The following is a 20,457-nucleotide window of genomic DNA, read 5'->3' as shown; positions in this document are numbered from 1 at the left end:
TAAAGTTATCAATTTTTACCATGCCTTATCACCTACTAAAGGTACAAACCTGAACGTGTCTAAATCAATACGCTCAAAATTATTTTCGCCGACTCGTAAAATTGTAACCATCTTTTGCGAATTTTCATCCCCAACAGGAATAACTAAAAGACCTCCCGGTTTCAACTGTTTGAGCATTACATCTGGAACAAACGGTGCTCCAGCTGTAACTATGATTTTATCATAAGGTGCATGCTCGGGAATTCCTTTCGATCCATCACCTAGAAAAAAATGTGGCTTGTACCCGATGTACGGCAACACTTGTATCGTCCGGTTGTATAGATTCTCTTGACGCTCAATTGTATACAGATCGGCACCTAATTCCAGCAAAATACAAGATTGATAACCGCATCCCGTTCCAATTTCTAAAACCTTATCGCCATCTTTCACATGTAATAGTTCAGATTGATAGGCTACAGTATAAGGTTGTGAAATTGTTTGCCCATCCCCGATTGGAAAGGCAATATCTCTATAAGCCTGATTCCAAAAGGTTTCATCAAAGAAAAAATGACGTGGCACCTTCCCGATTGCCCGCAATACATTTTTATCCTCTATCCCTCTTTTTTCCAGGTGTTTTACAAGTTGCTTTCGCGCGCCTTTTTCTCGGTAGTTATCTACAAATTTGTATGCCATTGTTCCTCAAAAATACCATAGTTAGGGCATATTATCGCTATTTAAATGCAAAATGTTTTAGCTCAGGAGATTCGTTAATCCGAAGTTTAGACAATATATTGGTATCCTTTTCTAAAGATTTTGTATCTTCCCTCCTTAAATAAAACCACAATGATTAGACTACTCCTTCTCCTTGCTTTTACGACGTCTTTGGTTGGTTGCGGCAATCCAAAAAGTAACAGCAAACTGGATGAAAGTTACAAAACAATATTCGATGGTATATTAGATACTCAAAATATAAAAGGATCAATTTTAATCTATGATCCACAAAAGAAAATCTACTATTCAAATGATTTTGATTGGGCCAATAAGGGTTTTCTTCCCGCCTCCACATTTAAAATACCAAACGCCATCGTTGCCTTGGAGACGTCTATCATTAGCAGCGACAGCACAGTAATTAAATGGAATGGCGAAAAGAGGGCGTTTGAGAGTTGGGAAAAAGATCTCACTTTTCGAGAAGCTTTCCAGGCCTCCTGCGTACCTTGTTTTCAAGAGATCGCCCGTAATATTGGCGTAGAAAACATGAAAAATTACCTCAATAAATTACATTATCCGACCATGGATGTAAGAAACGAAACGCTTGATAACTTCTGGTTGTATGGTAATTCCAGAATAACGCAGATGGAGCAGATTGATTTTCTGCAACGTTTTTATACCAAAAAACTACCGATTTTAACCTCAACACGCAACAAAATGCTGAAGCTTTTTCAAATTGAAAGAACGACAGATTATACACTAAATGGAAAAACAGGATGGTCCTATAATGAAAAAGATAACAACGGATGGTTCGTCGGATTTTTTGAAAAAGGTGAGCGTGTTTATTACTTTGCACTAAATGTCGTGCCAAAAGACATCAATCATATGGAACAGTTCGCTCCTTCCCGTGTAACGGCAATCCGTGAAGCACTGCATCAAATGAAACTTTTATAGCGTATCCTAATCGGTAGAACATTGTTTAAAAAAATAACGGCACGAATTAGCTGTGAAATATTCAAGAATAAAACAAACACAAATAAATAATCGAGCTTATTGATCTTCTGGAGATCAGACGAGCCCACAAAGTATATCCTTATGAAAAAAATTATTTTCTATCTTTTTATCACCACGTTACATTTTCAGATAGCCTTCGGACAACAAGTAAATCGCGATGATGACGGTATCTTAAAAATTCTAGCTATTGGAAATAGTTTTTCAGAAGACGCGCTAGAAAATTACCTTCATGAACTTGCTGCTGCAGCAGATAAAAAAATCATCATTGGTAATCTGTACATTGGGGGTGCGTCTTTGGAACTTCATATGAAAAATATCAATGCCGACAAAGCCAGTTACAGTTATCGAAAGATTGCGCTCGATGGTATAAAGACAACAACCAAAAATGTTAGTATATCCGAAACGCTTAAAGATGAGAACTGGGATTATGTCAGCCTACAGCAGGCCAGTCCCTATTCGGGCCAGTACGACATCATCATGGAGAGCCTTCCAGCATTACTAGATTATGTAAAAGGAGCCGTATCCCCCGACGCCAAAATAGTGTACCATCAGACCTGGGCATATCAGCATGACTCCAAACACGAAGGATTTAAAAATTATGACAAGAATCAGATGGCAATGTATAAAGCCATTTTAACTGCTACTAAAAAAATCCATCAATCGAAAAAATTCGCTTTTGTCACCCCAGCAGGCACGGCTATTCAAAATGCACGTACCAGTTCTATCGGTGATCAATTCACACGTGACGGTTTTCATCTAAATTTAGCATATGGACGATTTACAGCTGCCTGTACGTGGTATGAAAAACTCTTCGGCCTTGATGTCCGCGAGAATAGCTATAAACCAGAAAATATAACAGAATTACAAGACAGTATCGCGAAAAATGCTGCACACAAAGCCGTAAAAAAACCTTTTAAAATTTCTAAGATTAAGCTATAATAACGGACAAAAATGGATATCTTAGTATTACTTACCCAAGACAAAAAAAATGATGAGGTACCTACTTGTATTTTTGGCCATTCTGCTTGCCCAACAGAGTATTTCTCAAACGATATTTCCAGATTTTCTTGAAGGCACTTGGAAAAGGAAGGACAGAAACCATTACGAGCATTGGGATAAGTTAAATCCACGTACTTTGAAAGGGTTTTCTTATCTGTTCAAAAATGGCATTATAGTGGTTACCGAGTATACAACTATTTATCACAAAGGTAAAGAAGTAGTGTATTCCGCCGCTGTGAAGGGTCAAAATGCCGGAAAAACAATTAATTTCAAACAAACACTTTCTGATACGGCTTTGGTATTTGAAAACCTAGCGCATGATTTTCCCAAAAAAATTGTTTATAAAAAACTTACCGATTCGGAGATTTCTGTTCAGATTTCGGACGGAGAACAAAAAAAATATTCCTACAGATTACTGAAGCAGCATACAACAAACACAGTTTTAGATTCCACTAATGCTAATCCAAATTATAATGCTACACTCGCACAAAAGTTAGGGGCAGATGATTATGGGATGAAGATGTATGTTCTCGTTGTACTGAAAACGGGGAGCAATCTGACTGACGACAAAGAATTTATAAACAACGTCTTCAGAAGGCATTTAGACAACATCAATAACCTTGTGGAACAAGGTAGGCTGATTCTTGCCGGGCCCTTGGAAAAAAATGAACGAACTTATCGTGGAGTTTTTGTTCTAAACGTAACATCCTTGGCTGAAGCAGATGAAATATTAATGACAGACCCGGCCATTCAAGAAAACCTTCTTGCTTATGAATTATTTAATTGGTATGGCTCGGCGGCTTTGCCGGAGTATCTTCCTTCCGCTGATAAAATATGGAAATTAAGTCCTTAATATTACAGTAGAAAAGTCAGCATTATCTAGAGCTAAAATTATTAATAAGGATCCACGTCAATTTGGATACGCACACCAGTATTATGTTTATCTAGTTCAAACAGCGCAATCGCCTGCCGGATCAACTCTTTCACTTTATGGATACTGATATTTGCCCGCTCGATCTTTAAGGTAATTGTTTGGATATAATGATTTCGCACGCGTGACACTAGTGGTGGTTCGGGACCTAATACCCTATTTCCCAAATGGGAACGAAGTGCAGAAGCCAACCGATTAGCGGAATCTAAAGCTTGTTGTTGATCTGTATGCTTGACATCCATTTTTATCAATCTACAGAAGGGAGGGTATTGAAAATTTTTACGCTCGGTAATTTCCTTCATAAACATCCCATCGTAATCATGACTCACCACCTGTTCAATTACCCGATGCTTCGGCGTATAGGTCTGGATGATCACTTTACCGAGAGACTGCCTTCTTCCGGCGCGTCCCGCGACCTGAGAAAATAATGAAAAAGCCCGTTCATATGCCCTAAAATCAGGAAAATTAATTATGGCGTCCGCATTGATAATTCCGATTAGACTGACGCGTCCAAAATCCAACCCCTTAGCTACCATCTGCGTACCAATCAGCACATCAAATTCATGATCATCAAACGCGCCTATTATTTTATCAAATCCATACTTGCCCTTTGTTGAATCCAGATCGAGACGACCTATCCGAAGTTCGGGCATCAAGATCTCTAGTTCTTCCTCTACCCTTTCGGTACCGAATCCCTTACTCTCCATGTGCGGCATACCACAGGCCGGACACACATTAATCGGAGACTCCGAATGCCCACAGTAGTGGCAATGCAACAAATGCGATGTCTTATGATACGTTAAACTCACGTCGCAATTGACGCATTTGGCCACGTAGCCACACGTACTACATTGCACAAAAGGAGTATGTCCCCGACGATTCTGAAATAAGATGACCTGTTCCTTTCGACCTACGGCTTCCGCTATACTTCTTAAAAGATCAGCACTAAAATAGGAACGCATCTGTTCCTTTCGGCTCTCTTCTGGAATATCTATAATCTGAATATCTGGTAGCTGTGCCTCTCCAAAGCGCTGCAACAACTTGACAAAACCATATTTAGCTGCTTTGGCATTGTAATAACTTTCGATGGAAGGTGTCGCAGATCCCAATAGAACTTTTCCATGATGGATATGGGCTAAATATATCGCAGTATCCCTTGCATGGTAGCGAGGAGCAGGATCGTACTGTTTGTATGAATTCTCATGCTCCTCGTCAACAATGATAAGGCCGAGATTTTTGAATGGTAAAAAAACAGACGAACGCGCGCCAATTACGATCCTAAATTCATCTTTAATAACTTTATGCCACACTTCGGCTCGTTCATTGTCGTTAAATTTCGAATGATAAACACCCAATTGGTTTCCAAAATGTAATTTGAGTCGCGCCGTAATTTGTGCAGTAAGTGCAATTTCTGGTAAGAGATACAGTGCATTTTTCCCTTCCGCCAAGGCGCGTTCTATTAATCGAATATAAATTTGTGTCTTACCGGAAGCGGTTACACCATGCAATAGCACCACTTCTTTGTTTTCGAACTGAGCTTCAATAGTGTCGTAAGATTTCTGTTGACTTTCACTAAAGGTAAAATCTTTCGTTACTAAAATGTCCGTACCGTTGAATCGACTAACCAACTTTTCTTTAACGTCAAACACTCCTTTGTCGATCAATGCCGTCACTGCTCCCGCTCCACAACCGGAAGTCTCCATAATTTCCTGACGCGTAATATCTTCCTTTATTTTGGACAATTGTATAAAAGCCAAAAAAGCATCCTGCTGTTTAGGGGCACGATTAAGACTGTCTAATAATAAGCGCTTTCCCGCTGCATCGTTATATTCTGACGCTAGCCGTAAAAAAGCTTTCGTTTTAGGCTTATACCGTTCCTTAATTTCCTCCGAAATTAAAATATACCCTTTCTCAAATAATGATTTTAAAAGGGGAAATACGGATTTCTGTCCTAATATCTTGACAACATCGCTTACTCTCAATTCGCCGGCTATATCCAAAGCCTCCAAGATCAAATAAGCTTTATCAGAAACGTCGGACCTATCCAGATCAGGGTTGTCTGCTAAAACAATTTTAGTTTCAGAAGCCATTTTTAAGGCTGCGGGAAGGGCCGCCTGCATAACTTCACCCAGATGACACATGTAATATTCTGCCATCCATTCCCACAACCGTAACTGCGATCCATCCACAATAGGCTCTTCGTCTACAATATCCAGTAAGTATTTCGCTTCATATTTAAAAGGTGCGTCCGTGGAAAAGGATCTTACTATAGCCGAATAAATTTTATTCTTTCCGAATTGCACAATTATACGAACACCTACTTTCACACGGTCATTCATTTCATGTGGCACACGATATGTATATGTTTTGGCAATCGCCAATGGCAAGATAGCTTCGACAAATAACGTTTTATGCTTTTGATCGAACAGCTCGGAATTGGACATACAACAAACTTAAATAAAATGCTTCGCATTCACCAATGTCTTATAGTAAAACAAGATTCATAATTGGCTTTTTATACAATTATAATCTCAGATCATGATGGTGGTGTAATAAATAAAAGAAGGATTTTCTTAATCAATTTTTATGCGCCTCTGTCGCCGGCGCAGGGGCGACTTCTTTTTTTATAAAAAGAAGGAAAAAATCATCGCTGTACCCATTTGCCAGAATGGCTAGTGCGTCCTCCTGCAATTGGCAGATGGCTAAGGCGATATTTGTCTAATTTGTAAGGATAGTGCTTTATTCTTAAATATTATTTTATATTTCAGCTCAGCGGGATTATAAGGCCAATATTAATAATAAACGCACTACCCCGATACACACGCTAAATGTCGCCTTGGCGGGTCGTCAATAGCAGGAATGGTGATCCGTTCTGGCGAGCCGGCACAGCAACGACTTTTGCTTCTTTTGAGAGAAAAGAAGGAGGCCGCCCACCGATGAGGGCAAAAAGATAAAATACAGATATTAATGGTTGCTAATACAATTTGGAATTAGCGGGCGACAAACTGTCTAAATTAACCCTTCGTTTAAAACCCATTTTAACAAAAAACCTCGATAGTTTTGTTTTCGAGGTGAAAGATATTATACTTTTGGATTAGGCACGATGTCGTATTGCCGCCACGAACAACCCTATCCATCCCGTCATAAAAAACAATCCGCCTATCGGCGTAATAGGCCCCAACCACGATGCATTTTCTATATCGAGTAGGGAACGTACGCTCAATACATATAGCGAGCCCGAAAAAAACAAGATACCTACTGTAAATGCAATAAATGAGACGCGTATGGAACGACTTTTAGCTCTTGAAAATGTCGACAAGAATAATAATGCCAAGGTATGATAAAAGTGATATTGATTGGCGGTCTTCCAAGTGTCAAGATGGTATTCATTTATTTTCCCTTCTAAACCATGTGCACCAAATGCACCCAATATAACAGCGACCAACCCGAAAAAAGAGGCCGTCAATATAATCTGCTTATTCATCTAGTTTCTAAAAATTCAAATTTATGGAAATATTGCTTATAAATGTAAAAAATATCCCTTAAAAGCAAAGACATTTTTGTTTTTTTTATTTGGTTAGGTTTTATTTTCGCGTCATAATTAAGTAGGTTTGTATCATGAGGAATACGATTATCGTAACGGCTATTTTGTTTATAGCTGTAGTTGGCGCTTCTATTTATTACTTCAGTGATCTGAATAAAGATCACAAAGAAGCGGTCAAACCTTTGAAATACCTACCCGAAAATACTCTTTTGATTTTATCTGTTCGCAATGACGAAATAACAGATAATATTTTTAAAGACTTTGAGGTGTTTGATGCCGTTATCGGCTTTAACGAAACGAAAAGACTGGAGGAATTCAAGAAAAAAATACTACGTAACGATGCTTTAAAATCGTATGTATCGGATTCTGAAATTTACATTTCATTTCATCCAGGCGATAAAAAGTCTGTAGAAACGCTATTTACGATCCCAACTACCGAAAAAATAGCTGCTCATGAGCTGTCTACGATCATTCAGCAAATGGAGAAAGATTACGAAGTGGCGGTACAAGACACCCTGAACCAGCACATATTTTCTTTTAACAGTGGACATATCGATTCTATATTATATGTTACTTACTACGAAAGCATTCTCTTTGCTTCCTACGCCAAACCGCTCTTGACTACTATAATGAGCAAAGAGACGAAGCACCTTTCGGAAGATCAAATTGATTATTTTATTAAAAATAACTCCCGAAACACTCCTTTAAGTGTCTTTTTCCCTCACCAACAGCTTCCTGCTGCTGTGCAACAATTTCAGCGGACGAGTTCAGGCACTTTTTTAAAACAGTTTGAAGGGTTGAAAGGACAATCTGCGTGGAATATCAACTTCAAGCAGGATGCTTTGATGCTGACCGGTGAGAGCGAAATTGAAAATACAGATGGAAATTATCTTGCTTTATTCCGCAACCAAAGGAAAAAGACGCAGTATTTATACAATTTTTTTCCATCCGCTACCGCCGTATATATGGAATATAGTGTCAGTAATCAGCGGCAATTCACCGAAGATCTCGATGACTTATTTACATTCCGAAAGGAGAAAGAAAAAATTTACAACCAATTCAAGTCACAAAAAGATACTATCGCCATTACTAAATTTCGACAAACCCTAGGTACAGAATTTGCATTGATCGAACAGTCAAACCAAACCCACATGGGTTTTATCAGTCTGGCCGACACAAATTCATGGAATCGCCTTAAACGTGAGTTATTCGAAGATGTAGGAGATTCCATTTATAGATTCAAGAATTCAAATCTACTCTATGCGTTCTGCGGCGACGCTTTCAAAGTTTTTCCGCGACCATATGTGGCACAAATAGCGAATATACTCGTTGTAGCAAACAGCAGTAATACCCTACGCGATTACAAGAATGATTGGAAAAACAGGAATCTGTTAATAGGAACTATTGGTTTTAAGAACTTTGAAAAGCTACAAGGAAATGAAGCGAATATTACCTTTTTCGTACATACAAAAAACGCAAATTCAAAAATTTTAAACTCATTACCACAGCAATATCAAAAGAATTTCCGGAATAGTGATAACTTCGGCTATCAGGACTTCTATTCTTGGTCAACTCAGCTGTCAGGGAATAATGGAAGTTTTTTGTCTCGCGTATACGCCATTTATAAAAGCAAAACTGCTCTTGGTGCTACTCCAGAATGGGTCTATCCACTAGAAAATAACGTAATTACCAGACCTTACATCTTTGAGCACTCGGATACAAGCCAATTCATCCTGTTGCAGGAATTAGACCATACGCTGCACGCGATTAGTCCATCAGGTAGAAACATATGGTCTACCGTATTTTCTGGGCGGATAGTTGGAGATATGATCCAAATCGCAGACAGATCCATCATATTAGTAACAGATAGGAATAGATTGTATCGTTTTGACACTTCTGGAAGACCGATAAAGGGGTTTTCTACGGGAGTGCCCGAAGAACCAATCGCTACGCCTACCCTTGCTTCTATAGGCGGTCAATCTTTGATTTTAGTTCCCACTAAGAAAAAAATATACACGTACAATCTGGACGGTGCCCGTGTTGACCTTTTCCAAGATGAAAACATTGCTGGCGATATAAATGGCCAAATAAAAGTGGTGGGTGAGCATTTTGCGATAGGCACTACCTACGGACGAATTTATTTATTTAACAAAGAAGGTCTTATCGCTAAGCATATCGATGTGCCAGGAAATGTCGTATTTCGAAACCCGATCGGAACAATTGAGATGAGCAATGGTGAATTTACCGTTCTAGCTACAGACACTACAAGTAATATTTACAAGTTTCCAATGAACAATCCACCAGTTGTCACGCGACTCGAAAAGTGGAATTCGAAATTCTACGCTGATTTCGTCAATATCGCCTCTTCAAGTGTACCTGAGATGGTCATTGTAGACGGCAGTCGATTGTGCGTTTATGATATCACGGCCAAAGATACAACGAAACTACTTTTTGAATACAGTTTTACCAAAGACATATCCAATAGACCACAGTATTTCCGATCATCCACGGGATCTTCCGCTATAGGTATCGCTTCCAAGCCAAGCAATTTAATCTATTTGTTTAATGAAGGTGGATCAGTAGTAGACGGCTTTCCAGTAGAGGGGCAGCCTTTATTCTATTATGGAAAAATAAACTACAATAGTGAAACGTTCTTATTGTGCATGCGACGAGATCACAAACTTTATGCTTTCCGACATCAAAAATAATTTTACAAGAACATTATTTATTAGTACGTTTGTACCCATAACAATACTATGCTACAAGGAGAAGAGAATTTAAAGTTACTGACCGAACCTAAGAAAATTGTAATCACGACTCATCATAAGCCCGATGGTGATGCATTAGGCTCATCTTTAGGACTTTACCACTGGCTGAAAAAGAACAACCACGACGTAAGTGTGGTCGTTTCATCGGATTTCCCTACTTTTCTAGACTGGTTGCCAGGACGTGACGTCATTGTATCTTATCCCGAAAGTCCAGAAAAATGTAGACGGCTATTGAATGAGGCGGCGATTATTTTTTGTTTAGATTATAGTGCACTCTCTCGTACAAGTGTTTTAGAGGAGTATATTCGTGCCGCTTCAGGGCAAAAATGGATGATAGATCATCACCTAGATCCCGAAGATTTTGCCCAATTGACCTATTGGGATTCGAATGCCGCTGCAACAGCACAATTAATATATACCTTCATTGCCGATATATTGGGCGGAAAAGAATTTATTGACGCCAACATTGCTACCTGCCTGTATGCAGGCATCATGACAGATACAGGCTCTTTTCGGTTTCGCTCTACCACATCAGCTGTGCACCATATTATCGCTAACCTAATAGAAGCCGGTGCGCGCAATTGGGAAATCCACGAGCAGATATACAATAGCTCCACCGAGCGGCGATTGAAATTTTTGGGATACTGCCTTTTAAATTGCCTGGAAGTAATTCCTGAATACAACACCGCATTATTTTCCATTAGCAAGGATGATCTGGCACAATTCGAAATCAGTACTGGAGATACAGAAGGATTGGTCAATTATGCGCTCTCGGTAAAAGGCATCCGGCTCGCTGCACTAATTGTTGACAGAACTGAATTAATTAAGCTATCTTTGCGATCGATCGGCGACATCCCGTGCAATGAAATATGTAAAAAATATTTCCATGGCGGTGGGCATCTAAATGCCTCTGGCGGAAGCTCTAGCGAAGATCTTACAACCGTAGTAAACACATTTAAATCTATTTTACCAGAATATAAAGAATTATTAACAACGTAAATAAGTATTATAAAATAAAATGAAGAAATCAATTCTATTTCTATCAGCAGCGGTATTGTTAACTGCTGCTTCATGCCAAAACTTCAAGAAGGGTGATGGTGGTCTTGAGTACAAAATTGTTGACGACGAAGGCGCAGAAAAAGCTGCGGCCGGCGATTTATTGTCAGTAGACATGACAATCAAATCCGACAGAAATGACTCATTGTTAAATAGCACCTACGATATGGGGTTACCTCAAATCGTAAATATTGCTCCAGATTCAATTCCCGGATTATATGCTGGAGATTACAACTCCATGTTCAAAATGCTGGGCGAGGGCGATAGCGCTATCTTCCGTCTAAACTTAGACACTATGGCTGCGAAAACAGGCCAGCCAAAACCGGAGTTTGCAGACAAATTCGTAACCTTTACCGTAAAAGTCAGGAAGCACTTTAAAAAAGGACAATTGACGGATTCAGCTATTTACGCTGAAGTAAACAAATACTTCGAAGGTGAAATAGAAGGTTTGAAAAAAGGAGAAGAAGGAAAAATCACTGCGTATGTCTCTTCTAATAAATTAGAACCTAAAAAAACGGCTTCTGGTTTACAATATATTGTTACAGAAGAAGGTAAGGGTGAGAAGCCAGCTTTAGGAGACACCGTAGTTGTTAATTACACCGGTAAATTAACCAACGGAACGGTGTTTGACACTAGCGATCCTGAGACAGCAAAGAAAAGCAATACATTTAACCCGATGCGTCCTTACGAGCCTATTCGTTTCAGTATTGGTAATGACCCGGTGATCCAAGGCTGGACAGAGGGTATTCAATTATTGAACAAAGGCACGAAAGCTACCTTGATTATTCCCTCATCTTTGGGATATGGCGAACGTGGTGGCCAAGGTAAAATTGCGCCTTATGCACCGTTGGTATTCGACATCGAATTAGTCGATGTCATAAAAGGTACAGGAGCTGCTCCAGCACCTTCATTTCCTCAGCAAGCACCAGATACTCTTGTAAATTAAGTTTAATAAAAAGGTAGATAAAGCGATTTTATCTTAACAATTTTCAAATAAAAAAGCGATTCCTTTAACGGAATCGCTTTTTTTGTGCCGAATTAGGTCTTTATAGCGCAAAACACTATTTTTGAACGGCGCAAATACAATATAATGACACCTACATACCAACTCACCGATACCCACACCCATATTTACTATCATGCAAATTCAGAACGTTTGGATGTACAGTTAAAGGATTGTTTTGACAAAAACATCACCCGTCTTTTTCTTCCAAATGTAGATACCCAGTCCATCAAACCTATATTTGATACGGTAGCAGCTTATCCTGAAAATTGCTTTGCGATGCTAGGCCTTCACCCATGTAGTGTCAAAAATGACTATAAGGCCGAATTAAATACCATTGAGAAAGCAATTAGTAATCACAAGATATACGCTATTGGTGAAATTGGATTAGATCTTTATTGGGATAAAAGTACGCTGGATATACAGAAAGATGCATTTCGTACACAGGTGAAATGGGCAAAAGACCTTGGACTGCCGATTGCCATTCATTGCAGAGAAGCCTTTGATGAGATATTTGAGCTTCTGGATGAGTTAAAGGATAATAAGCTATTTGGAATTTTTCATTGTTTCACTGGAAATCTGGAACAGGCCCATCGTGCTATCGACCTAGGTTTCGCTTTAGGCATCGGAGGTGTGGTTACGTACAAAAAAGCAGGACTGGATCATGTTGTGAAAGAAATCGATCTAAAGCATATCGTGTTAGAAACAGACGCGCCCTACCTAGCTCCCAGTCCATTCCGAGGAAAAGAAAATGAAAGCGCATATCTTTATTATATAGCCGAAAAAGTCGCTGATCTACATCAAATCAGCATGGAGAAATTAGCAGAAATTACAACTAACAATTCACGAACCGTTTTTGGAATCTAATATATGAACAACATTTTTATTATATATACCGGAGGAACCATCGGAATGGTGCAAGACCCAGAAACAGGCACTTTTGTTCCTTTCGACTTTGAACTCATTGCTAATAATCTACCGGACTTAAGCCGCCTCAACTACAAACTCACCGTACACTCCTTTACCCCTATCATCGATTCGTCAAACATGAATCCATCCATTTGGCTGGAAATGGCGCAATTAATCAAAGACAATTACGACAGTTACGATGGCTTCGTTATATTGCATGGTTCGGATACAATGGCATTTTCAGCATCTATCTTAAGTTTTATGCTTGAAGGTCTACAAAAGCCTGTCGTATTTTCTGGTTCGCAATTACCTATCGGTGAAATCCGTACCGATGCACGCGAAAATTTGATGACGGCATTGGAAATCGCCTCCGCAAAAAGAGAAGGGCGATCTATTATCCAAGAAGTCTGCATTCTATTTGACAACAAATTGTTTCGGGGGAATCGCTCCTTTAAGTATAATTCCGCGAAATTTGAGGCGTTTCGCTCCCCAAATTACCCCGTACTGGTAGAAGCCGGTATTCACTTGAAATATAACGATGATGCCCTGCTAGACAACAGCAACAAGGAGTTTATCTTACATACCGAGCTTGATAATCGTGTCGCGGTTCTTAAGTTATTTCCCGGAATTAGTAAAATCACTGTAGAAGCTATTTTAAATTCAGATGTGAGAGGGATCGTGATGGAGACCTTTGGTTCTGGAAACACCATGACGGACGCTTGGTTTCTGAATTTATTAGAAGGGTGTATCCAACAAGGTAAAAATATTGTCGATATCTCCCAATGCAAGGTAGGATCCGTCGAATTAGGAAGATACGAAACATCTCAAGGACTTAAAGCCATAGGCGTACTAAACGGTTATGACATGACGTTTGAAGCTGCAGTCACTAAGCTCATGTATCTACAGGGCGAACTCGACGACCAACAAGAGGTTGCTTATTGGATGCAGCAAGACATCCGCGGAGAATTAACAATAAATGACTAGAAAAACCCACGCTAACATGCAATTCATCGCGCACGAAATAAATAACAAAAAGGTAGTAGAACTCACTACTTCGGAAGAAATTTTTAAGACACTGGAAGAAGCGACCGATCTAATGGGCAATGTATATTACCAAGGCTTTGATAAGCTCATTGTTTATGAAAAGAACATAAGTCCCGATTTTTTTGATTTAAAGACAAAATTAGCGGGAGACATTCTTCAAAAATTCGCAACTTATAATCTACAGCTTGCTATCGTGGGCGATTTTAATTTTGACAGCAAAAGCCTAGCAGATTTTATATATGAAAGCAATAAAGGAAATTTGATCAACTTCAAAAGCACGTTGCAGCTTGCGCTAAGCTAAGGATTGCAAGACCTCAGCGACAACAAAATTGCTGCCTCCTATAAATATAAGATCGCCGCCTTGAAAGGCATTCTTCGCCGCTTCAAGGGCATGCCGCACAGAGCCTAACGACTCGCCTGACAACCCGTACTTTGTTGCCTTTTCCTGTAACTCCCGAGATGTCATCGCACGGGGCATATCTGGACTTGAAAAGTAATAAACAGCATCGCTGGGCAGGAAAGGAAGCATATGATCAAGGTCCTTATCTTTCATTACGCCAATTACAATATGTAATTTTTTGTAGGAAACTTCCTGCAAATTTTTTACGACCTCCTTGATTCCATCTTCATTATGACCGGTATCACAAATTATAAAGGGGTCTAGCGAGATAGTTTGCCAACGACCTTGAAGTCCGGTAAGCCGCTGCACATTACCCAGTCCAGTCTCTAGTGCATTTGTAGAAATATCGAATCCCATTTTACGGATTTGATCTACAATGGCCAATACACCTAAAATATTTTTAAGTTGATAAGAACCTTTCAGATCCAATTTAAACAAATTGTTCAGTGAAGGCCCAGTGACGTGTACAGACTGATAAGCAGCCTCTCTGGAAATTCTCTCAGCCTTGTAAACCTGATCTGCAAATAATAATGGAGCTTGGAGCTCCTCTGCTCTAGCTTCAAATATCGAAGCTGTCAACGAATCAGATTCGGAAATGATAATAGGCGTATTTGCCTTGATTATACCGGCCTTCTCGCGCGCAATTTCCTGAATGGTGTCACCAAGCAGGTTCATGTGATCCATGCCAATATTGGTAATCAAGGCAGCCTGGGGAGAGATAACATTTGTGCTATCTAATCGACCTCCCAATCCCACTTCGATAACCGCGATATCAACTCCTTCTTTGGCAAAATAGTCAAAAGCCATCGCAACTGTTACCTCAAAAAACGAAGGCATTACTTCCGCTATCAGATCTTTATGTGCGTTTACGAAGTCAACGACAAATTGTTCAGCTATCATTTCGCCGTTTATCCGCACGCGTTCGCGAAAATCAACTAAATGCGGAGATGTATATAATCCTGTTTTGTATCCTGCAGAAGATAAAATTGCTGCGAGCATGTGGGAAGATGAACCTTTTCCATTCGTTCCCCCTACGTGAATTGTCTTAAATTTATGGTGGGGATTATCCAAGGCGGCACACAATTCCAGGGTACGATCTAAATCTTTTTTATATGCGGAAGCACCATCACGGGTAAACACAGGCAATCGACTATATAAGTATTCGATTACTTCTGTATAGGTATTCATAAATGACTATCTAAGTTTAAATTCTATCTGGACGCGAACGGTGCGTCGATCCGGTGCATTCGGAATGGCATTAAACTTTCCTTTCCGCAACTCTCTATTCAGCATTTCATTGACCGTAGAAGACGCATATGTAGTCCCTTTTACACCTGAGCGCACGCTGATAACATTTCCATTCTTATCAATGGTCAATTCTGATACAACAACACCGCTAAATTGACCTTCATCTTTTATATTCGGTCTTACAGCCCAATGTCTACTGCTTAAGGAAAGAGGTTCATTACCAAAACCAGAACCCCCTTCGCCATAGTTACTAGCCAATGGGTCACCTAATGCGGAACCTTGATTACCGGGAGTAGTTCCCGTCCCGTCACCCGATCCTGCTGCATTGTTTTTTTTGCCCTTATATAAGGCATTTGTATTAACTGCAGGCGTACTATTTTTCTTTTCTACAGTTGTTTCAACCGCAGTTGTTTTTACCGGCTTTTCAGCCTTTGTAACAGCTGGAGCATCATCCATATCCTGAGTGGCGACAACTTTATCTGCCGTTTGCTGAGTCGGTGTAGGAATAGGTGTTTCTGCTGGATCTATTTTATCCGGTTTTACATTGTTTGCATTCTCGTCCATAGATGGTTCTTCGATCGACATGTAATCCTCTCCCATTCCCTCTTCAGCAGTACCATAGTTCACAATAATACCTCCCATGCCATATTCAGGCAGATTGTTTTGGCCAAACACAATAAAGAAGCCAATAACGACTAATACGACCATGACGAGGGACGAATAGCCCAACGCTTTTGGCATATTATTTTCTTCTTTAAGATGATAATACATACACTTCTAGTTTTGAGTATGACCAGTAACTCCTTAATAAGTTTAATACCGGTCAACTTATTTGTTAATCCTTTTTGGGCTCCGTCGCCAATACTAATTTTATTTTCAATCTATTCGCAACATCCATTACCGAGATCACATTTTGAATCGGCACCGTGCTATCGGCATACAGCATGATAGTTACTTCTTCGCCTGTATTCATCTGGGATTGTAAGACTTGTTCTAACGACTCATAGGGTACCACCTGCCTATCCACATGGTACACGAGATCACTCGTTACAGAAACGGTAACGGTTTTTTTCGCTACAGATTGTTCTCCCGCGCTTGAGCGTGGTAATAATAACTTTACGACCTGTGGGTTGGCAACAGCCGACGCCAACAGAAAGAATAACATCAAAAAAAACATGATGTCATTCAATGCCGCTGTATGTACTTCAGCAGCAGGTCTATTTCGTCTATTTCGTATATTCATTTTTCAACGTAAAAAGTAAAAAGTAAAAATGAACTAATTTAAACTCCCGGCTCGTCCAATAGATCGATAAACTCCACAGCCTCTGTTTCCATACGTAAGATCAGGCGCTCTACCATCATATTTAGGATATGGTAGCCGATATACGCCAAGATACCTATCGTCAATCCCGAGGCTGAAGCGATCATCTTCACATAAAGCCCCCCCGAAACCGTTCCGATATCGATGCCTCCAGCAATTTCTACCTCGCGAAAAATCTGAATAACACCAAAGATGGTACCTACGAAACCAAGCATCGGTGCGATACCAGCAATAATACCCAAGATATTAATATTTTTCTCCAATTTGGATACCTCTAATTTACCGACGTTTTCAATCGCGCCTTCGATATCTTTGATGGGACGACCGACCCGTGTCAGACCTTTTTGCAACATACGCGATAACGCGGAATTACTTGAGCGGCATACAGCGATGGCAGCGTCGAGCTTGCCCGACAATACATTGCTTTTTACCTGCGCCATCAATCCGCCGTCCGATCTTGATGCATTCCTAATCGTAATATAACGTTCAATAAAGATTACCAATCCGAGAAAAAAGAGTAACAAAATAGGAATCATAATCCAACCGCCCTTCATCAATAATTGAATCAAGTTCAAATGCTCTTCTTGTGCGGCTAATTGTACAGACTGTTGCTGAACTTGGTTCAGCGTGTCTACAGTTAGATTGTCTTGTAATAATGACATAGTAATCTATAAAATTTATTGTAATGGTTTTTTATTTTTATTCTATCTAATTTTATCTGGCCAAGCATCTGCAATAATGTGCTTTTGTACGTAATTCAATGCGGAATCCATTTCCGCTTTCGTCGCGTACGTATCCCATACCACTTTCTTACGGTTATGCGCAAGATTAGGAGACACTACTTTTACACTCTTATACCCGTCTTTATGAAAAGCTTCTGCCTGTTCATAAGCCTGCGCTAAAGTTCGATGTGATCCTATCACAATTTGATAGTTGTGCTTCACTACGGGCCTTTCAGCCTCCTGAATAGGAATCTCGACCTCACTTGTATCCGATAATACCAAGGTATCCTGAGTCATCGCAATTTTATTCGTATCTACCGAAATCGTAGACGTCAACGTATCGGGTTCAACCGGTACGGCAAGGGATCTATTGTTCTCATTCGGGTTCAACGTACTATAATAATAAAGTCCACCTATTAGCGACAATGCCACGATAGCTACCAAACCATACCACATCGAATTCACAGAACGTTGAGATTCATGTACAATCTCAGGATCAGTCGGAATAGCCTCAATCGGAAAAACATCCTCAACCTCTTCTTTTTGTACTATAGGTTCCTCAACAGGCGGATTGGTAATCACGATCTCATCATGAGAAAGTTCTTCTATAACCGGTTTGGGCTCTTCTTCAGCGGGAGAATAAAATTTATCTTCCATAGATTCATAACTGAATCCGCTGAGATCGATAGCTTTGAATACATAACTATCACCGTAACTGACTAGATATCCTAAATCATCCAGCTTCGCCTGACCTTTTTGATTTAGTTGCTCAACAATAGTATGTACAACGGTATCGATCTCTTGTTCAGCATCCACACGGTCATTTTGTTTCATCTGCTGTAAGTACGACACAAAATCATAACCTTCGGTAGACCTTGAATCAAACTCAATAAATGTAATAGGCGGTAAGAACACATTCTTTTTAGCATCAAAAGTCGCCGGCGTATGTATTCTTTTAAATACCCCTAAGCCTTTGACATATACTTCTGTCTGACGCTTTAATAATGTATGTATTAGTTTACCTAAATTCATTTATTATGACTTTGACCTGCAAATTTATAACCTTATTTCTTTAAAATGAAAAATTAAGTCCACCAATCACTCCAAATCCCAGTTTCGGATAATATAAGTAACGTTGATATTCGTTATTGAAGATGTTGTTTGCTTTTACAAAGATGCCCAAATTTTTCAATGCTTTATACTCAGCACCTGCGCTTAAATCAAAAAATGCAGGAATACTTTCTTTACGGTACGAACTTGGATCTGGCACAAAACCTGGTCCATCGTAATCATAAGATTTTGCATATGATGTCCCATGGAATAACGCCTCTGCGTCGATGTACAATTTTTCTGATATGTTAAACCTTGCATTAGCCGCCAAACGCATCTTTGGCGTAAACCACGCTTCTTCTTCGGTGGCAGTAGTATATTGATCGATGTTTAGCTTTCCGCCTAAGTTAATCAATTCTGAAAGCCTAATATTAATTTCTCCCTCCAAGCCAATGTATTTGACGGTATTGTCTTCGTTACCGTCATAAATTAAATCAAATTGAAAAGGATTATTTAGGTTATTCACAAATAAGGGCAACCCTTCCAAAGTCTTGTACATCACTTTAGCCTTATACCCAAAGGTAGCACCTGCATTTCCCTTGATTCCTCCGAAGAAACTAAGGCGTTCTACTATGTTCTTAAAGTCTTGTTCAGGGCCTAAATAGGGATTTTGCTGGGTGAAAGTTTTATAGGAAGCACGTTGTACCCCCCCATTGATACCCCCGAATAGATGGATATAAGTAGGTACTAAAGAGAAATCAACCTCTGCGGAAGGGAAAATATTAAATCTGCTGCTATCTCCAAATTCAGACACCAAATTAGCCCCTAGCGTGATCGCATAGTTATCTCCTTTAAAGCTGATGTACGGATTAATATTCGCCAGTGAATTATTGATCTTACCGTCGTTTGCCGTGTTTGCCGTTCCACCAATAGAATTGACATCTACAGCAACATTAGCACCAATATTAAAGGCGCGTACTCTCTTGTTCAGGTAAGCGGAGAGCGCTACGGAGTTTTCATTCGCATCAAACTTATCCTTGTACGTATATGCATCTACTTTGGCCGAATACGAGAGTGCATCTTCATTCAGCGGATCAAAATTACTGGTTAATTCACCTGTAAAGTAGATGTCATTGAAACGCTGTGCCTCACGTGCTGGGTTTAAAGAATTGCCTTCTATATCGTTCGGTATACCGTAGAAGCGCGTACCATATCTATTGTAACCAATCAATCCATCCACGGTAAACGCTGGAAGTACTCTTCTACCGAACACACCAACTTCCTGTCTCGAAAACTTCTGGTCTTCCAAACTTCCCTTTTGGTTGAGATGTTTTACAAAGCCTCCAAAACGAATATTCTCATAATCTTCGACAGCAAGGTAAGCTTCGCCAAGTACGGTACCAAAATTACCGATCCCTAATTTCACATAATTGCTCGTGATGTCCTCTATTCTCGTGAATGGCATCTCCTGCACATCCAATTGTTTCAAACCTGTATTAATATCCAATTTCTTATCAACCACGTTGCCGTATGATAATGTTGGCATATAGCTACGTTTATTGGTCATATCCGGGCTACGACGAATCTTTACCGCATCTGCAAGAATAGGTTTATAGTCACGTACGACATCAAAAGAATCTATAGTAACCGGCTTGTCGGGATTCTCCTGCGCTAACCCTTGTGAACCAAAACCCACTAAAAACGCTACTATAGCATAATTCTTAAATCCTGTTTTATGCAATTTCATCTATTTATTTTTTC

At 39.7% G+C, this 20,457-nt stretch carries 18 protein-coding genes; 9 read left to right on the top strand and 9 right to left on the bottom strand.

Annotated elements, in window-relative coordinates; all coding sequences use genetic code 11:
• Positions 1-15 precede the first annotated feature (15 nt).
• Positions 16-672 carry a protein-L-isoaspartate(D-aspartate) O-methyltransferase gene (locus tag C4F40_RS15550; protein ID WP_196940300.1) on the bottom strand — a complete coding sequence of 219 codons (657 nt, stop codon included), beginning with the start codon at positions 670-672 and terminating at the stop codon, positions 16-18.
• 150 nt (positions 673-822) lie between these two features.
• Between C4F40_RS15550 and blaOXA the strand changes: the two genes are divergently transcribed.
• The 3 genes from blaOXA (at position 823) to C4F40_RS15535 (ending at position 3,553) form a co-directional block, all read left to right on the top strand.
• Positions 823-1,641 (top strand): class D beta-lactamase, encoded by an 819-nt coding sequence (gene blaOXA / locus C4F40_RS15545; RefSeq protein ID WP_196940299.1) that lies wholly within the window; start codon positions 823-825, stop codon positions 1,639-1,641.
• Positions 1,642-1,782: 141 nt separating this feature from the next.
• Positions 1,783-2,640: a DUF4886 domain-containing protein gene (locus tag C4F40_RS15540; RefSeq protein WP_196940298.1), complete on the top strand. Its 858-nt coding sequence runs from the start codon at positions 1,783-1,785 to the stop codon at positions 2,638-2,640.
• A gap of 49 nt (positions 2,641-2,689) precedes the next feature.
• Entirely contained in the window at positions 2,690-3,553 is an 864-nt protein-coding gene (locus C4F40_RS15535) for a DUF6265 family protein (protein WP_231390087.1), read from the top strand.
• Between the two features lie 41 nt (positions 3,554-3,594).
• Here the strand turns inward: C4F40_RS15535 and priA are convergent, their stop codons facing one another.
• Together priA and C4F40_RS15525 are read right to left on the bottom strand one after the other, a co-directional pair.
• Positions 3,595-6,075: a replication restart helicase PriA gene (gene priA / locus C4F40_RS15530; RefSeq protein WP_196940297.1), complete on the bottom strand. Its 2,481-nt coding sequence runs from the start codon at positions 6,073-6,075 to the stop codon at positions 3,595-3,597.
• Positions 6,076-6,725: 650 nt separating this feature from the next.
• Positions 6,726-7,115, bottom strand: a complete 390-nt coding sequence (locus tag C4F40_RS15525; RefSeq protein WP_196940296.1) for a DUF423 domain-containing protein — start codon at positions 7,113-7,115, stop codon at positions 6,726-6,728.
• A 134-nt stretch (positions 7,116-7,249) separates the two neighbouring features.
• On the opposite strand from C4F40_RS15525, the gene C4F40_RS15520 reads away from it, so the two are divergent.
• The 6 genes from C4F40_RS15520 (at position 7,250) to C4F40_RS15495 (ending at position 14,256) form a co-directional block, all read left to right on the top strand.
• Positions 7,250-9,883, top strand: coding sequence for a PQQ-binding-like beta-propeller repeat protein (locus C4F40_RS15520; RefSeq protein ID WP_196940295.1), 2,634 nt, complete (start codon positions 7,250-7,252; stop codon positions 9,881-9,883).
• Between the two features lie 48 nt (positions 9,884-9,931).
• Positions 9,932-10,942 carry a DHH family phosphoesterase gene (locus C4F40_RS15515; protein ID WP_196940294.1) on the top strand — a complete coding sequence of 337 codons (1,011 nt, stop codon included), beginning with the start codon at positions 9,932-9,934 and terminating at the stop codon, positions 10,940-10,942.
• A 19-nt stretch (positions 10,943-10,961) separates the two neighbouring features.
• The gene (locus C4F40_RS15510) at positions 10,962-11,945 is read left to right on the top strand and encodes an FKBP-type peptidyl-prolyl cis-trans isomerase (protein WP_196940293.1); all 984 of its coding nucleotides are present in this window, start codon (positions 10,962-10,964) and stop codon (positions 11,943-11,945) included.
• A gap of 144 nt (positions 11,946-12,089) precedes the next feature.
• Complete coding sequence (locus C4F40_RS15505; protein WP_196940292.1) at positions 12,090-12,869, top strand: TatD family hydrolase; 780 nt, start codon at positions 12,090-12,092, stop codon at positions 12,867-12,869.
• Between the two features lie 3 nt (positions 12,870-12,872).
• Positions 12,873-13,895 (top strand): asparaginase, encoded by a 1,023-nt coding sequence (locus tag C4F40_RS15500; RefSeq protein ID WP_196940291.1) that lies wholly within the window; start codon positions 12,873-12,875, stop codon positions 13,893-13,895.
• Positions 13,888-14,256 carry a DUF4180 domain-containing protein gene (locus C4F40_RS15495; RefSeq protein ID WP_231390086.1) on the top strand — a complete coding sequence of 123 codons (369 nt, stop codon included), beginning with the start codon at positions 13,888-13,890 and terminating at the stop codon, positions 14,254-14,256. Before C4F40_RS15500 ends, C4F40_RS15495 begins: the two co-directional genes overlap by 8 nt.
• On the opposite strand, the gene C4F40_RS15490 is transcribed toward C4F40_RS15495, so the two are convergent.
• From C4F40_RS15490 to C4F40_RS15465, 6 genes are all read right to left on the bottom strand, one after another.
• Positions 14,248-15,543, bottom strand: coding sequence for a bifunctional folylpolyglutamate synthase/dihydrofolate synthase (locus C4F40_RS15490; protein ID WP_196940290.1), 1,296 nt, complete (start codon positions 15,541-15,543; stop codon positions 14,248-14,250). The two genes, C4F40_RS15495 and C4F40_RS15490, sit on opposite strands and share 9 nt — an antisense overlap.
• 6 nt (positions 15,544-15,549) lie before the next feature.
• Positions 15,550-16,374: an energy transducer TonB family protein gene (locus tag C4F40_RS15485; protein ID WP_196940289.1), complete on the bottom strand. Its 825-nt coding sequence runs from the start codon at positions 16,372-16,374 to the stop codon at positions 15,550-15,552.
• A gap of 64 nt (positions 16,375-16,438) precedes the next feature.
• Positions 16,439-16,846, bottom strand: coding sequence for an ExbD/TolR family protein (locus tag C4F40_RS15480; protein ID WP_196940288.1), 408 nt, complete (start codon positions 16,844-16,846; stop codon positions 16,439-16,441).
• 38 nt (positions 16,847-16,884) lie between these two features.
• Complete coding sequence (locus C4F40_RS15475; protein WP_196940287.1) at positions 16,885-17,586, bottom strand: MotA/TolQ/ExbB proton channel family protein; 702 nt, start codon at positions 17,584-17,586, stop codon at positions 16,885-16,887.
• A gap of 42 nt (positions 17,587-17,628) precedes the next feature.
• Positions 17,629-18,678: an HU domain-containing protein gene (locus C4F40_RS15470; protein ID WP_196940286.1), complete on the bottom strand. Its 1,050-nt coding sequence runs from the start codon at positions 18,676-18,678 to the stop codon at positions 17,629-17,631.
• A gap of 40 nt (positions 18,679-18,718) precedes the next feature.
• Entirely contained in the window at positions 18,719-20,443 is a 1,725-nt protein-coding gene (locus C4F40_RS15465) for a TonB-dependent receptor (protein ID WP_196940285.1), read from the bottom strand.
• Between the last annotated feature and the right edge of the window lie 14 nt (positions 20,444-20,457).

It is taken from the genome of Sphingobacterium pedocola (assembly GCF_015209965.1).
Lineage (GTDB): Bacteria > Bacteroidota > Bacteroidia > Sphingobacteriales > Sphingobacteriaceae > Sphingobacterium > Sphingobacterium pedocola.
Note: the sequence above shows the minus strand (reverse complement) of the source record. Positions and strands in the feature narration are given on the sequence as shown.

Excerpts from the sequence above, each read along its gene's own strand:
- blaOXA (WP_196940299.1), top strand. The coding sequence starts at position 823 with ATGATTAGACTACTCCTTCTCCTTGCTTTTACGACGTCTTTGGTTGGT.
- C4F40_RS15470 (WP_196940286.1), bottom strand. The coding sequence starts at position 18,678 with ATGAATTTAGGTAAACTAATACATACATTATTAAAGCGTCAGACAGAA.
- C4F40_RS15480 (WP_196940288.1), bottom strand. The coding sequence starts at position 16,846 with ATGAATATACGAAATAGACGAAATAGACCTGCTGCTGAAGTACATACA.
- C4F40_RS15515 (WP_196940294.1), top strand. The coding sequence starts at position 9,932 with ATGCTACAAGGAGAAGAGAATTTAAAGTTACTGACCGAACCTAAGAAA.
- priA (WP_196940297.1), bottom strand. The coding sequence starts at position 6,075 with ATGTCCAATTCCGAGCTGTTCGATCAAAAGCATAAAACGTTATTTGTC.
- C4F40_RS15495 (WP_231390086.1), top strand. The coding sequence starts at position 13,888 with ATGACTAGAAAAACCCACGCTAACATGCAATTCATCGCGCACGAAATA.
- C4F40_RS15475 (WP_196940287.1), bottom strand. The coding sequence starts at position 17,586 with ATGTCATTATTACAAGACAATCTAACTGTAGACACGCTGAACCAAGTT.
- C4F40_RS15535 (WP_231390087.1), top strand. The coding sequence starts at position 2,690 with ATGATGAGGTACCTACTTGTATTTTTGGCCATTCTGCTTGCCCAACAG.
- C4F40_RS15490 (WP_196940290.1), bottom strand. The coding sequence starts at position 15,543 with ATGAATACCTATACAGAAGTAATCGAATACTTATATAGTCGATTGCCT.
- C4F40_RS15520 (WP_196940295.1), top strand. The coding sequence starts at position 7,250 with ATGAGGAATACGATTATCGTAACGGCTATTTTGTTTATAGCTGTAGTT.
- C4F40_RS15500 (WP_196940291.1), top strand. The coding sequence starts at position 12,873 with ATGAACAACATTTTTATTATATATACCGGAGGAACCATCGGAATGGTG.
- C4F40_RS15525 (WP_196940296.1), bottom strand. The coding sequence starts at position 7,115 with ATGAATAAGCAGATTATATTGACGGCCTCTTTTTTCGGGTTGGTCGCT.
- C4F40_RS15505 (WP_196940292.1), top strand. The coding sequence starts at position 12,090 with ATGACACCTACATACCAACTCACCGATACCCACACCCATATTTACTAT.
- C4F40_RS15550 (WP_196940300.1), bottom strand. The coding sequence starts at position 672 with ATGGCATACAAATTTGTAGATAACTACCGAGAAAAAGGCGCGCGAAAG.
- C4F40_RS15540 (WP_196940298.1), top strand. The coding sequence starts at position 1,783 with ATGAAAAAAATTATTTTCTATCTTTTTATCACCACGTTACATTTTCAG.
- C4F40_RS15485 (WP_196940289.1), bottom strand. The coding sequence starts at position 16,374 with ATGTATTATCATCTTAAAGAAGAAAATAATATGCCAAAAGCGTTGGGC.
- C4F40_RS15510 (WP_196940293.1), top strand. The coding sequence starts at position 10,962 with ATGAAGAAATCAATTCTATTTCTATCAGCAGCGGTATTGTTAACTGCT.
- C4F40_RS15465 (WP_196940285.1), bottom strand. The coding sequence starts at position 20,443 with ATGAAATTGCATAAAACAGGATTTAAGAATTATGCTATAGTAGCGTTT.